The organism is Clostridium sp. (genome assembly GCF_051650885.1).
Classification (GTDB): Bacteria; Bacillota; Clostridia; order Clostridiales; family Clostridiaceae; genus Clostridium.
On sequence record NZ_JBOFRG010000200.1, the window covers coordinates 1 to 14,659 of the forward strand.

At 31.2% G+C, this 14,659-nt stretch carries 13 protein-coding genes; 1 reads left to right on the top strand and 12 read right to left on the bottom strand.

Annotated elements, in window-relative coordinates:
- From ACRC28_RS09510 to ACRC28_RS09555, 10 genes are all read right to left on the bottom strand, one after another.
- Window positions 1-1,070, bottom strand: a 1,070-nt coding sequence (locus ACRC28_RS09510; RefSeq protein WP_438543213.1) for a BglG family transcription antiterminator, incomplete at its 3' end; no start/stop codon positions are given.
- Between the two features lie 183 nt (window positions 1,071-1,253).
- Entirely contained in the window at window positions 1,254-2,324 is a 1,071-nt protein-coding gene (locus ACRC28_RS09515) for a M42 family metallopeptidase (protein ID WP_438543214.1), read from the bottom strand.
- A 74-nt stretch (window positions 2,325-2,398) separates the two neighbouring features.
- Window positions 2,399-4,054, bottom strand: coding sequence for a peptide ABC transporter substrate-binding protein (locus ACRC28_RS09520; protein ID WP_438543215.1), 1,656 nt, complete (start codon window positions 4,052-4,054; stop codon window positions 2,399-2,401).
- A gap of 26 nt (window positions 4,055-4,080) precedes the next feature.
- Complete coding sequence (locus ACRC28_RS09525; RefSeq protein WP_438543216.1) at window positions 4,081-5,022, bottom strand: ABC transporter ATP-binding protein; 942 nt, start codon at window positions 5,020-5,022, stop codon at window positions 4,081-4,083.
- Window position 5,023: 1 nt separating this feature from the next.
- Window positions 5,024-6,058, bottom strand: coding sequence for an ABC transporter ATP-binding protein (locus ACRC28_RS09530; protein ID WP_438543217.1), 1,035 nt, complete (start codon window positions 6,056-6,058; stop codon window positions 5,024-5,026).
- Window positions 6,059-6,070: 12 nt separating this feature from the next.
- A complete protein-coding gene (gene opp3C / locus ACRC28_RS09535; protein ID WP_438543218.1) occupies window positions 6,071-7,147 on the bottom strand; it encodes an oligopeptide ABC transporter permease in 1,077 nt (358 codons plus the stop codon).
- Window positions 7,147-8,076 (bottom strand): ABC transporter permease, encoded by a 930-nt coding sequence (locus ACRC28_RS09540; protein ID WP_438543219.1) that lies wholly within the window; start codon window positions 8,074-8,076, stop codon window positions 7,147-7,149. Before ACRC28_RS09540 ends, opp3C begins: the two co-directional genes overlap by 1 nt.
- A gap of 15 nt (window positions 8,077-8,091) precedes the next feature.
- Window positions 8,092-9,261 (bottom strand): trans-sulfuration enzyme family protein, encoded by a 1,170-nt coding sequence (locus tag ACRC28_RS09545; protein WP_438543220.1) that lies wholly within the window; start codon window positions 9,259-9,261, stop codon window positions 8,092-8,094.
- Between the two features lie 201 nt (window positions 9,262-9,462).
- Complete coding sequence (locus ACRC28_RS09550) at window positions 9,463-10,407, bottom strand: S8 family peptidase (protein WP_438543221.1); 945 nt, start codon at window positions 10,405-10,407, stop codon at window positions 9,463-9,465.
- Window positions 10,408-10,477: 70 nt separating this feature from the next.
- The gene (locus ACRC28_RS09555; RefSeq protein WP_438543222.1) at window positions 10,478-11,758 is read right to left on the bottom strand and encodes a hypothetical protein; all 1,281 of its coding nucleotides are present in this window, start codon (window positions 11,756-11,758) and stop codon (window positions 10,478-10,480) included.
- A gap of 206 nt (window positions 11,759-11,964) precedes the next feature.
- On the opposite strand from ACRC28_RS09555, the gene ACRC28_RS09560 reads away from it, so the two are divergent.
- Window positions 11,965-12,570, top strand: a complete 606-nt coding sequence (locus tag ACRC28_RS09560; RefSeq protein WP_438543223.1) for a putative ABC transporter permease — start codon at window positions 11,965-11,967, stop codon at window positions 12,568-12,570.
- Window positions 12,571-12,611: 41 nt separating this feature from the next.
- Here the strand turns inward: ACRC28_RS09560 and ACRC28_RS09565 are convergent, their stop codons facing one another.
- Window positions 12,612-14,111 (bottom strand): Hsp70 family protein, encoded by a 1,500-nt coding sequence (locus ACRC28_RS09565; RefSeq protein WP_438543224.1) that lies wholly within the window; start codon window positions 14,109-14,111, stop codon window positions 12,612-12,614.
- A 312-nt stretch (window positions 14,112-14,423) separates the two neighbouring features.
- On the bottom strand, window positions 14,424-14,659 hold a 236-nt coding region (locus tag ACRC28_RS09570; RefSeq protein ID WP_438543225.1), incomplete at its 5' end, for a zinc ribbon domain-containing protein.

Genomic DNA, 14,659 nt, shown 5'->3' on the forward strand with positions numbered 1-14,659 from the left:
AGCATTATCTCTTGATACCTTACATTTATTTCTTCAAAATAAGGATTTTTTAATTGAGTATTTGTCTTTACTCTTTCTATTACTCCACATAGATGCATAGATAGATTTTTAATTAAATTTTCATCTTCTAAAATTTCTATTTTATTTTCCACATCTATTTGACTAATTATCTCTTTTATATCCCTCTTTACCTTTTCTTCCATCTCACTATTATCACTAAAAAAATTAGATTTTTTTAAAATCTGCTTTGCTAAACATATTACTTCTGTTTCTGGAATTTCTACCTTTAAATAATCTCCTACTGAAGTTAAAACCTTTTCACTTATTCTATAAAAATTCTCATTTTTTAATACTTCAAGCTCTTTTTCTCTACACTCCATATTTTCTAATATAAAATTTTTACTTTTTGCTCTTATAATTAAAATTTTGAAATGATAAAATATATTTTCTATACATATATTACTTATTTCTATCTTATTTTTTATAATCTCATTTATAAAAATTTCCTTTACCTTAAAAAATATCTTTTCAAGGTCTCCTTGAACTTCTATAAGATTGTCTATAAAATTATTTTTATAGATTTGTCTTGCTAAGCATTTTCTTACATCCACTTCAGTATTTAATACTTTAATTCCAAACCTTGATTTTTTTTCTACATCTATCCCAAGCTTTTCTAAATTTTTATAAACTTCACCTAAATCGCTAATTACAGTGCTTCTACTATATTTTAATAAGTCTGCAATTTTATCAATTGTTATATAGTCTCTACACTCTAAAATAATTTTTGTTATTTTAGAAACTCTAATTTCCTTTTGGATTGTAAAAGAATATTGCTCTTCCTCTTCTAGAGTCTTTGTATACTCCTCATACTTTTCCTTATCTTCAATTTCTAGCTTATATCCTTTTCCTCTCTTATTGATTACCCTAATTAAAAACTTTTCCCCATCTTTGTTTATCTCCATTATTTCGCTTCTAATAGTTCTATCAGAAACCTTCATCCTTTTTGTAATCTCATCCATTTTCACATATTCTGTTTCCTCTAAAATATTAATCAATATTTTCTTTCTCATACTTTAACCCCTTTAACCCCTAATTAAATTTCATAAAGTATGTATTAATTATAAAATACATCGTACTTATGAAATAGTTTTAAATTTTCCAAATCTTCAGGAAATTTATACATTTATTTTACACTATTTTACATTTTACTACAATAAAAAACTTCTCTACCTAAAATAGAGAAGTTTTTTTAATTATATAAAAGTTTTCATTTCTTTTAACATTTTATCATCCATATTTTTTATCATTTCTACAAATAATTTTACCGAGTTTTCTAAGTCATCTAAGTGAATTATACTATTGTGAGAATGTCCATATCTTGTTGGAATAGAAATTGTTAATCCAATAGAACCTTCTCTGTTTATATGCATAGCTCCTGTATCTGTTCCACCTGCAAGCATTACATCTGTTTGATAAGGAATATTTCCTTCTTTTGCAACCTTTTTAGCAAATCTAACCATCTTTGTATTTCCTATAGCTGTTGCATCTAAAACTGCTATTGAAGGTCCTTTACCAAGCTCTAAACTAGAATCATATTTATCAATTCCTGGAGTATCTCCATAAGCACCTATATCAATAGATATACCTATATCTGGATTTATCTTGTATGAGGCTGTTTTTCCACCTCTAATTCCAACTTCCTCTTGAACTGTACCTGCTAAATGTAAATCACATGGAATTTCTACATCCTTTAAAGCTTTTAATACTTCTGCAATTATTGCACATCCAACTCTATTGTCCCATGCTTTTGTTGCTACAAATCGGTTGTTGCATAATGGTTTATATGCTGAAACCGGTGTTAATGGATCTCCAACACTAATGCCAAAGCCGTGAAGCTCTTCTTTAGAAGAAACACCAAAATCTATAAACATATCTCTAAAGTCTATTTCTTTCTTTTCTTTTAAAACTTTAACTGGCACATGTCCTATAACCCCAATATACTCTTTTCCCTCTTCAGTTTTAACTGTTACTTCTTGAGTTAAAAGTTGCGTAGGATACCATCCACCTATTGGCTTAAAGTAACAAAATCCATTATCATCAATTCTTGTTATAACAAAACCAATTTGGTCAATATGTGCTGCTATCATAACCTTTGGTGCATTTTCTTTATTAGATTTTTTAGTAAATATTATACTTCCTATATTATCAAAGCTTACTTCATCACTATAATCTTTTAAGTGATTATAAAGCTCTTTTCTCACTTCATCCTCATGACCTGATATTCCATTTATCTGTGTTAGTTTTTCTATAAATTTATAATCCATAACTTTTCTCCTCCAATTTCCTAAACCCTTCTTTTTTAAAAAGGGGCTATAAAAGCCCCTTTAACTTTATATTCTTATTTAAATTGAGCTGTTTTCCAAACATCTGCATAAGCAGTTTTATTTATTCTGTATCCTTCAATATCATTGCTGATTAAGAAAGTTTTTGCACCTTGAGTTATTGGAACTTTAACTACATCAACTTCAACAAATTGCTTTTCTGCATCTAATAACATTTGCCATCTCTTAGCTGGGTCTTGCTCAGCTTTAGCTTTTTTAACTAATTCATCATATTTTGGACTGTTGTAGAATGCATTGTTTATTGAACTATCGCTTGTCCAAAGTTCTAATAGCGCTACTGGATCTGTGTAGTTTAATCCGTAAGTTGCTAAAACTACATCATATTTTCCACTTGCTTCAAGATCTAATCTGTTTTTAAATGGAACTTGCTTTATTTTAACTTTTAATCCTGGTAAATTCTTTTCTAATTGTGATTGTAAGTACTCACCATTCTTTTTGTCTCCATCAGAATCTGTAAGTAATAACTCTACTTCAATTTTATCTCCAAGCTCTTTTTTAGCTTGTGCCCATGCTTTTTCTGCTTCATCTAACTTAAAGTTAACTCCTGCATAACCTTCTCTGAAATCTTTTCCGTCTTTATCAAAAGTAAATCCTTCTGGAATTATTCCTGTTGCTACTTTTGAACCATTTTTAAGAACACTATTTACGTATTGCTCTTTATCTATTGCCATAGACATAGCTTTTCTTAAATTAACATTTTGAACTGCTTTAGATTTCATGTTGAACTTTAATGAAGTTACAGCACTTCCTAAAGTTGATACAAATTCTTCTGAATCTTTATAAGTTTCTGCATCTTGACTTGATAAACCTATTTTGTGAATATCTCCTGCTTCATAAAGGTTTTTAGTTGAAGCTGTGTCTTTATTTATAACTATTTCAACTTTATCTGGTCCAACCTTTTCAGCATCCCAGTACTCATCATTTTTATTAAAGTTTATTAATTCATCTGTTCTCCACTCACTCATTATAAATGGTCCATATGCTATAGTTGTATCTATTGATGTACCAAAAGTTTTTCCACCCTTTTCTACTTCTTCAACAAACTCTTCACTTATTGGGTAGAATGATGGCATTGCAAGTAATGATTCAAAGTATGGCACTGCTCTTTCTAATTGAACTTCTAAAGTATATTTATCTAATGCCTTAACTCCTAGCTCTTCTGGCTTAAGCTCACCTTTTGAAATTTTGTCATAGTTTTTAATAGCTGCATAGTTTAAGAATTGTGCTTGTTGTGAACCTGTTTTTGGATCCGCTTGTCTTTTCCATGCATATTCAAAGTCTTCTGCATCAACTACATCACCTGTTTCAACTGCTTTTCCTTCAACTGTTTTAAACCATTTTACACCTTCTTTAATTTTGAATGTGTAAGTATTTGTTTTTTCATCAAATTTAACATCTTCTGCTAATGCTTTTTCTGCTTGGTCTTTATCATCTAACATAAATAACCCTTCCATTATGTTTGCTAATAAATCCTTAGTAGCTCCATCATAAGCATGTGTTGGGTCAGTTAATTTTATATCACTTGTCCAAGCAAGCTTTAAAGTTTTATCTGTACTTCCCCCTTTTTTATCAGTTCCTCCACATCCTGCTAGCATTGTTCCAGCAACAATTGTAGTTAATAGCATTGCAATTCCTCTTTTTCTTAATATCATAAAAATTCTCCCCTTTTATATAAATTTTATTTTATTTCTTTTTTAAAATTTTCTACTTCTGATTTTGATGCATATACAAAATGATTAGCCTTTATTTCAACCCATTCTGGCTTCTCATTTTCATAATCATGAACGCTTGCATCATATGGAATTCTCTTTCTATGTCTTTCATATTCTGGATTTGGTAGCGGTATTGCTGATAAAAGCGATTTTGTATATGGATGCAGTGGATTTTTATATAACTCATCTGAATCTGCAAGTTCAACAATTTTCCCTCTATACATAACTGCTATTCTATCACTTATATATTTAACCATTGATAAATCATGGGCTATAAACATATATGTTAATCCTCTATCTTTTTGAAGTTTTCTCATAAGATTTACTACCTGTGCTTGAATTGAAACATCTAGTGCTGAGATTGGTTCATCAGCAATTATAAAATCTGGCTCTACTGCTAAGGCTCTAGCTATTCCAATTCTTTGTCTTTGTCCACCTGAAAATTCATGTGGATATCTACTTGCATGGTCTGGATCTAATCCTACTGTTTCTAAAAGCTCACGAACTTTATTTCTTTTATCTTCAGGACTTTTTACCATTTCATAAACTTCAAGTCCTTCACCTATAATATCCTCTACTGTCATTCTTGGATTTAAAGAAGCATACGGATCTTGAAATATCATTTGCATACTCTTTTTAAATTCCTTTTTTTCAACTTTAGAATATTTACTATTTGTATTTTTACCCTTAAATGTGATTTCTCCGCCTGTTTGATTGTATAATCCTATAATACTTCTTCCTGTTGTAGACTTTCCTGAACCAGATTCTCCAACAAGTCCAAATACTTCTCCCTTATATATATCAAAAGATACATCATCTATTGCCTTTACGATTTTTTTCTTGTCTATTTTAAAATACTGTTTTAAATTCTTTATACTAAGTAGAACCTCTTTATTTTTTTCTTCCATATTAGATACCTACTTTCTCTTTAAACTTTTTGCAATTTATAACTGCTTGTGGTGGTGTTACCTGTGGAGCTTTTGGATGCAGAAGCCATGTTGCTGCACTATGAGTATCTGTTATCTTGAACATTGGTGGCTCTTTTATAAAGTCAATCTTCATTGAATACTCACTTCTGTATGCAAATGCATCTCCAACTGGTGGATTTAATAAATCTGGTGGTGAACCTGGTATATTATAAAGTTCAGCACTTTCATCTTCCATATCTGGCATTGATGCTATAAGTCCCCATGTATAAGGATGTGCTGGTTCATAGAATACTTCATCATTTGTTCCTATTTCAACAATCTTTCCTGCATACATAACAGCTACTCTGTCAGCTACATTTGCAACAACTCCTAAGTCATGTGTTATAAAGATTATTGCAACACCAGTTTTCTTTTGAATATCCTTTATAAGCTCTAATATTTGAGCTTGTATTGTAACATCAAGTGCTGTAGTTGGCTCATCTGCTATAAGAATTTTAGGCTTACATGCAAGTGCTATTGCAATTACTATCCTTTGTCTCATTCCTCCTGAGAACTGATGAGGATATTGCATAAATCTCTCTTCAGCCATTGGAATTCCAACTAATTCTATAAGCTCTATTGCCTTTTTCTTAGCCTCTTCCTTTGTAGCTCCTTGATGTATTATTATTCCTTCCATGATTTGCTTTCCAATTGTCATAGTTGGATTTAATGAAGTCATAGGATCTTGGAATATCATTGCGATTTCCTTTCCTCGTATAACCTCCATTTCCTTTTTACTTAACTTAGTTAAATCTTTTTCACCATATATTATTTCTCCTGAATCTACTCTTCCATTTTTAGAAAGTATACCCATAAGAGCCTTTGTAGAAACTGATTTCCCTGAACCAGATTCTCCTACAATTGCTAGAGTTTCACCTTTCTTTAAATCAAAGGTTACTCCTCTTACAGCTCTAACTCTACCTGCATGGGTTTCAAAAGATATTTTTAAATCTTTTACTTTTAATAAAGTTTCCATAATCTTAACCTCCTACTTATTTCTAAGCTTTGGATCTAATGCATCTCTTAATCCATCTGCTACCATATTAAAGCTAATCATTAATACACTGATTACAACTGCTGGTATAGCTAAAAGATATGGATTTGAACTCATAACCTTGAATCCATCATTTACTAATACTCCAAGTGATGCGCTTGGTGCTGGAAGTCCAAGTCCTATAAATGCTAGGAATGCTTCATAGAAAATTGCTCCTGGTATAGTAAACATTATCATAACAACTATTTGTCCTACCGTATTTGGTATTAAGTGTCTTAAAATTATTTTTTTATCTGAAACTCCAAGTGTCTTTGCAGCCATTACGAATTCTTGCTCTTTTAACTTCATAACCTGTGCTCTAACTATCCTACTCATTCCAATCCATCCTGTAATGGCTATGGACATTCCTATTGGGAATATTCCTGGCTCAAAAGCTAGAATGAAAAGTATTATTACTACAAGTCCTGGTATTCCTGCAATTACCTCTGATATACGTTGCATTATCATATCAACTCTTCCACCAAAGTAACCTGAAATTCCTCCATAAGTAACTCCAATTAAAAAGTCAACTGCTGCTGCAATTAAAGCTATAATAAGTGAAATTCTTACACCATACCATACTCTAACCCAAACATCTCTACCTAAATCATCTGTTCCAAAGAAGAAGTATTCATCTTTTAATCCTCTCTGCTCATAAACATCTACTCTCTTACCATCTTTTATTTCCTTAGTTCCATCAAAGTGTTTTCCTATTACAGGTATACTTTCAACTATTGGTATTCTAGGTGGTAGTGAACCATATTTATCTAAAGGTTCATTTTGTGTTGCATAAGTATATTTACTAACCATTGGTGCTATTATTGCTGTTCCAACGATTATAGCTATCATAATTAATCCAAAAATTGCTGCTTTGTTTTTAAAAAGTCTTACTTTAACATCTTTCCAAAAAGTAAGAGATTCTCTTGTTATCTTTTCACAATGCTCATCTGATTTCTTAAATTCGAATAATTCATCATCAAGATTATTTAAATCATCATTTAATAATTCTTCTTTTTCAATCTGCTTACTCATTAGCTTTTCCCTCCTGCTACACGTATTCTTGGATCAATAATTCCATATAAAATATCAACTATGAATAATGCAAATAAGTATAAGAATGAGTAAAACATTGCTACTCCAACTATTACAAAGTAATCATTAGTTAATATTCCATTTACTAAAAGTGATCCTACTCCTGGTACTGAGAAAATTTGTTCTATTACTGTTGAACCTGTTAATAATCCAACTGTCATAGGTCCCATAATTGTTATTACTGGTATTAAGGCATTTCTTAAAGCATGTCTTACTATAACAGCCTTTCCTTTTACTCCTTTAGCTTCTGCTAGAAGAATGTAATCTGAACCCATAACTTCTATAAGCTCTGTTCTCATAAATCTTGCAACTGTTGCTATTACTCCTACTGATAAAGCTATAGTTGGTAATATACTTGACATAAATGGCTGCGTTCTTGTGTAAATTACAGGGAATATTTTCATATCAACCCCTAAACTTGATTGAAGTAAAATTGCAAATATAAAGGAGGGAACTGATATTCCTAGAACTGCAAGTACTGTTGAACCATAATCCCAAACAGTATTCCTTTTTATTGCTGCTATAACTCCTATTAAAATTCCTATTACTGTTCCTAATAATAAGGCTTGCATCCCAAGTCTTACTGTTGTTGGAAGTCTATCTGCTATTAATTCTTTTACTTCCTTCTTATTTTGGAATGACTCTCCAAAGTCACCTCTTATTACATTTCCCATATATCTAACATACTGTGTTACTATTCCATCATTTAAACCATAATTTTCTTGAAGCATCTCAATTTGATCTTTTCCTAATTGATCATCATTAAAAGGTGACCCTGGCATAAGTCTAATTAAGAAGAATGTTGCTGTAACAACAATGAATAATGTTAGCACCATAAGTGAAAATCTTTTTGCTATATACTTTAACATCTATCCTTCCTCCCTCTATTTATCAAAGCTTTCAAACCCTCTTCTAATATCTTCTATTAATAACTCTGGATCTTCTAATCCTACATAAAGTCTTACTAAATTTTTATTTATCTTACTAGCTTCTAAAGCCTCTTCATTATTTCCATAGTTTGGAGTTATTGCTAAGCTTTCATATCCTCCCCAGCTTACTCCAAGCTTAAATATCTTTAAGCTATTCATGAAATTTCTAACTTGCTCATAGTTTTCAAAATCAATTTCTACACTAAACAAGCTTGAGTATCCATTCATTTGCTCTTTAAATAATTCCTTTTGTTTTCCTTCAAAGCATAATGGGTGATTTATTTTTTTAACTCTCTTTTGAGATTTTAATTCTTCTATAAATAATTTAACCGAGTTTTGTTGATAAGCTAATCTTTGTGGTAATGTTCTTAATCCTCTTATCATAAGCCATGCATCAAAAGGACTTATTACGCCTCCACCAAACTGATGACCAATTTCAAATATTTTATCTACTAATTTATAGCTTCCTATAACTGCTCCAGCTACAGTATCACTATGTCCACCAATGTACTTTGTACAAGAATGTAAAACTAAATCTATTCCCATTTCTATTGGCTTTTGATTAAGTGGTGTTGACCATGTATTATCAATAGCAGTTATTATGTTTCTTTCTTTAGCTATTCTAGCTACTTCTTTAAGGTCTAATATTTGCATATTCATAGTTGATGGTGATTCAACATATATAAGCTTTGTATTTTCCTTTATATGTTCCTCAATCTCACGAGCATCTTCTACATATATGTTAGTCATCTGAACTCCAAACTTTCCAAGCTCTTTTGCATAAGCTACTGCTGGTCCATAAACATTATTTACCATAAGAATATGATCATTCCCTTTTACTAAAGTAAACATTGTAGAACTTATAGCTGCCATTCCTGAGGCAAAGCACTTACACTTTTCTCCTCTTTCAAGTTCCTTAAGCTTAGCTTCTAATATTTCAGTTGTTGGATTAACTCCTCTTGAATATACATAATGCTCTCTTTCAGCTGTAATTCCCTTTAAAAATTCATCCCAATTTTCAAATGCAAATAATGAAGTTTGCATAATTGGTGGTGCAACTGCCCCAAAATATTTACTATGGTCTTCACCATATCCTACACATATTTCTGAATCTCTTTTTTTCATATATAAAAACCCCTCTCACTATCACTTTACCTTCATTTCTTGTTTTTATTATACTAACTTTTGAAACTGTTTACATAGTTCTACTTTTTCCATTTAAAATGGAATTTTTAGAACTATTTGTAAATTAAAAGCTAGTCCAAATGCATTTTCCCATTCAAACTAGCTTAATTTCTCGATTCTCTCTATAATTATGAGTCTTATTTATTTGTAATTTTTAAAGTCTAAATTTAACATTCCATTTCCTTGGATAGTTCTTTTCATATTTAACTCAATAGTATTTTTTATAAGCTGTGCATATAACTCAATTTCTGATAGCTCTCTTCCAAATTCTTCTCTTGCCCATTGCTTTACAAGAGCTAAAGCTCCACTAACATGTGGAGTTGCCATGCTTGTCCCTGATAAACTTCTATAACTATTATTTAAAAAAGTAGAGATTATATTTACTCCTGGTGCTACTAAATCAATCTCTTTATTTGAGTTTGTAAACACCGCTGCACTTCTTTGATCACTAACAGCCCCAACACTAATAACTTCATTATATCCTCCAGGATATTCAACTTCGTCTGTTTGACTGTTGTTATCTCCAGAATTTCCTGCTGCGCATACAACTAATATTTCATTTCCAACTGCCAATTTTATTACATCATATAATTCTTTAGTATTTACACTTCCTCCTAAAGACATAGATATTATATCCACCTTTTTTTCTACAGCATACTTTATTGCATTAATTAATCCAACTAAGTCTCCTCTTCCATTCTTATCTAAAACTTTTAAAACTAATAATTTAGCATCTGGTGCAACACCTATTACACCAACATTATCTCTCTTTGCTGCAATAGTTCCACATACATGAGTTCCATGTCCATTATAATCTTCAAAGATATCTAAGTTTCCATTGTCTTCTTTTGTGAAGTTTCTTCCACCTATTATCTGTCCCTTTAAGTCAGGATGTGCTGTTGCACAACCTGTGTCAATAACTGCAATAGTAACACCTTTGCCAGTATAATTTTTGCTCCACATCTGAGGTGCTTTAATTAAACTAACACCTGTTGGCACAGTCTCTTTAACTATTGGTGCTGCTGCATTTACAGTTTCTTCTTCCATTCCTATAACTGTGATTAACTTTATTTCTACATTTTCCATATAACTCACCTTCACATATTAAAATTTATATATATTAATATATGATTTTCTAGATATCTTTTGTGAGTACTTATCTTCCTATTGTATAGCTAATTATTTGTATAGAACCAACTACATTATTTTTACTCATAAATGACATTATTCCATTTTTATCTGATGTTGGTACACTAGAATTAATTATTCTAACAGTTGTTTTTTCTGTAATAGCCACCATCCCTTGCCCTACAAGCTGACCAACTATTATAATTGGAAACTCACTATGCACTAATGGAATTTCAAATTGTGGAATATTATTTTCAACCTTTATAATATCAAATCCAATATACTGAACCTGAGAAATTCCCTCTATATTTAAATACCAATTGAATGTATACATTCCAGCTTCAAGAAGCTCAATATCCCCATTCTCTAATATATTAATTGCTGAATTTCCACCAATCCCTGTTCCATCCATAACAAAATTAACATTAGAATCTCTAAAATTTATCGTTTCTCTATAAGCTACCACCAAGGGTGAATCGATAATTAAATAGTTTTCTATTGATGAAATCTTAGCTATTCCACCTGCTGGGCCTACTTCACCTTGTATTCCTTGTGCTCCTCTTTCTCCCTTTGGTCCTTGTGGACCTACCGAGCCCCTTGGCCCTGCTATCCCTTGTGGCCCTCTATCTCCTCTTGGTCCAACATCACCTTGTGCTCCTGTAGCTCCAACGTCTCCTTTTGCTCCTGTTTCTCCTGTTATTCCTTGGATTCCTGTTTCACCTTTAGGTCCTACCTCTCCCCTTTCACCTGTTGGTCCAATTGGTCCTATAGTTCCTCTTTCACCTTGTAGTCCTGTTGCTCCAATTGGTCCTTGTGGTCCTTGTGGTCCTGTTGGTCCTACACTTCCACCATCTGCTACTCTTGTTACAACTATTCCAGCTTGTGCTGTTGTATCTAAAGCAAGTACTACTGAAGATTGTAGCCCTAGTGAGTATCCAGTTATATTAACTAATTGAAACTTAAATGGAATCTCATCTTTTGATAAAGCTAAAATAGATGAACCCGATATTTGTCCTGTTTTTAATGGATTAACTGCTGCTTGATAATCATGGTATACTCCATCTTTTCCTCTTCCTTTAATAGCAAAGCCTATTGACCTTGCACTATCAGCAGTTTGCGTAACAACCCACCAGTTAACTAGATAATTCCCTTCTTCTAATATAGTTATTTCACCTGTTAAATGGTCTCTATTAAATACTGTTGTATCTATTACATAATCATAATTAAATAAAATAGGTTGTCCGTAATCTATTGTTGACGTTGCTGTTGGATTTGTTGTATATAAAAGACAATCTAATACTGCGCTCATAAATTCCACCACCTTTAACATATTTATCACAATATAATATGTGAAGCTTCCGCTTTTTGCTATCATTGTTATTTATTCTTTTCTTACACTTTATTCATATACAAGCCTTATTATAATGGTATATTGCTATATATTTTAAAAAGGAAGTGATTACAATTTTTGATTTTAAAAAAGAGATTAATTTCTACAAGATAATCTGGCTATTTATGGTTGGCTCTGTTTTAGGCTTTATCGTTGAAACCCTTTGGTGTTTTATTAAAAATGGATATTTCCAAAATAGACAAGGTCTTATTTACGGTCCATTCATTCCTGTATACGGAATCGCCTTTGCTTTATGTGCAGTAATTCTTTATAGATTTGCTCATAAACGTGGCTCTCTAATATTTTTAGTTAGTGCTATTTTAGGTGGTGTTTTCGAGTATTTTTGTTCATGGGGACAACAATTTTTAACTGGAACAGTTTCATGGGACTACACTAAAGCTGCCTTTAGTATTGGTGGTAGGACAAGCATTCAATACTGTGTTTTTTGGGGTGTTCTTGGCGTATTCTTCTTAAAGGAAGTTTATCCATTATTTAATAAATTCTTTAATTATTTTTCTCCAAAAAAAGTTAAGATCATAACATATATTTGTATCATACTTATGGTTCCTAATATCTTAATTTCAACTCTTGCAGTAAGACGTGAAGTTGCTAGAATGGACCATAAACCTGCTACAAATGCTGTTGATAGATTTTTAGACAAGCATTATCCAGATTCTTATCTAAAAAAAGTTTTTCCAAATATGATTTTCCCAAATTCATCTGATAACTAAAAATGCGAGTGGTAAAAAATATTTTTACCACTCGCATTTTTTTACATAAATGAAAATTCTATTTCATTAAAATATTCTTCTATTTCAATTCTCATCTCTCTTATGTCTTTCTCATCTTGTTTATTTAAAACTATCTCAAACTTTTCTAAAACTGCTTCTATAATTTTTCTATCTTCTCCTATAGCTTCTTCATACAATCGTTCTCCACGCTCTAGGATAAGTCTATTTTCTTCTTTATCTCTTGGGTGAATTTTAAGGTCTTCTAACTCTTTAAATCTCGCCTCTATTTCTTCATCTGATAAGTCATTTTTATCATTTTTTATTATTATCTTTTTTTCTTCACCAGTTGAAACTACCTTTACTATAACTTCAAGAATTGAGTTAATATCATAGGTATAAGTTACATCTATAGATTCTTCTCCACCTTTTCTTTTAGGTACATCTACAGTAAGCTCTCCTAAAAGTATGTTATTTCTTGAGAACCTACTTTCACCTTGAAGTATTTCAACCTTTAATTTTCTTTGATTGTCATATACAGTGTAAAGCCTTTCTGTTTTACTTACTGGTATTGTTGTATTTCTTTCAATTATTGGACAAAAATGTCCACTTTCATAGCCCTTTTCTCCATAATTTACTGATACATCTGTTCCTAAAGTATATGGACACACATCAGTTAAAACTATATCCTTTATTAAGGCCTTTCTCTCTTTCATAGCTCCCTGGATAGCTGCTCCAAGAGCTACTGTTTGGTCTGGATTTATATTTACATTAGGCAGTCTTCCAAACAATTTAGCTACAAAGCTTCTTACTACTCTAAGCTTTGTTCCACCACCAATTAATATAATTTCATCTATATCCTTAATTTTTATCTTAACATCTTTTAAAACTCTTTCTATAGGCTTTCTTATTTTCATAAGTAACATTTGACAGCTCTTTTCATAATCTGCATAGCTCATCTCATACTCTATAATTTCATCATTTATCTTACATTTCATAACTACATTATTTTCTGTTTCAAAAGCTAGCTTACATTCCTCAGCTTTTCTCTTAATATGAGCCACTGTCTTTTTATCTAACTCAGCATCTTTAAGATTTTTTTCTCTTAAAAACATTTCAAATATTACATTTGTAAAATCATCTCCACCTAAAAAGTTATCTCCTGCAACTCCACGAACTTCTATTATATTATTAAAAACTTGAAGCATAGAAACGTCAAAAGTTCCACCACCTAAGTCAAATACTAAAAACTTTGTATTTAACTTTTTCTTATGAATTCCATAAGCTATTCCTGCAGCTGTTGGCTCATTTATCATTCTTTCAACCTTAAGACCTGCCATCTCTCCTGCTCTTTTTGTAGCCCTTCTTTGAGCATCATTAAAATATGCAGGCACACTTATAATAGCTTCCTTTACTTCTTCTCCTAAAAACTCCTCTGCATCTTCCTTTAACCTTCTTATTATAAAAGAAGATAACTCTTCTGGTAAAAATTCTTTGTCTCCAAGTAAAAACTTTTTATTGCTCCCGATACGAAAAATATACACATTTCTATTTAAATGTAGACATTTATCTGATAGCTAGTGCCCGTAAATTTTATTTTAGACTTTTTTTAAAACGGGCACACGCTCCTAGATAAATTCGACTAAAGATTTAGAACTCGTTAACACTCCTTCTAAATCAAGTCTCATTTATACTGTGATACAACTTATATCCTAAGACTTTCGTTTTGTATCTTCCTTCTTCACCCTATCTGATTTTGCACGTGATAAATCACATACTACTTTCATTTGATATGACAGTCCAAAGGCTTAAATTCCCCAGTATCGATGGGTACATATTCAGAATCTATTTTCAGGTTAGATATTCTGAATTGAATAATTTGCTAAATTAATACTTGCATTAAAATCTCTATCAATTTTAAGACCACAAGAACACTTATATATTCTATCTTTAAGTCTTAAATCTTTCTTGATATTTCCACAACAAGAACATTTTTTTGATGAAGGATACCATTTATCTGCTTCTATAAATTCTATTCCATACTTTTTACACTTATATTGAATTTGTCTTTTAAACTCATATAAGCATTGCT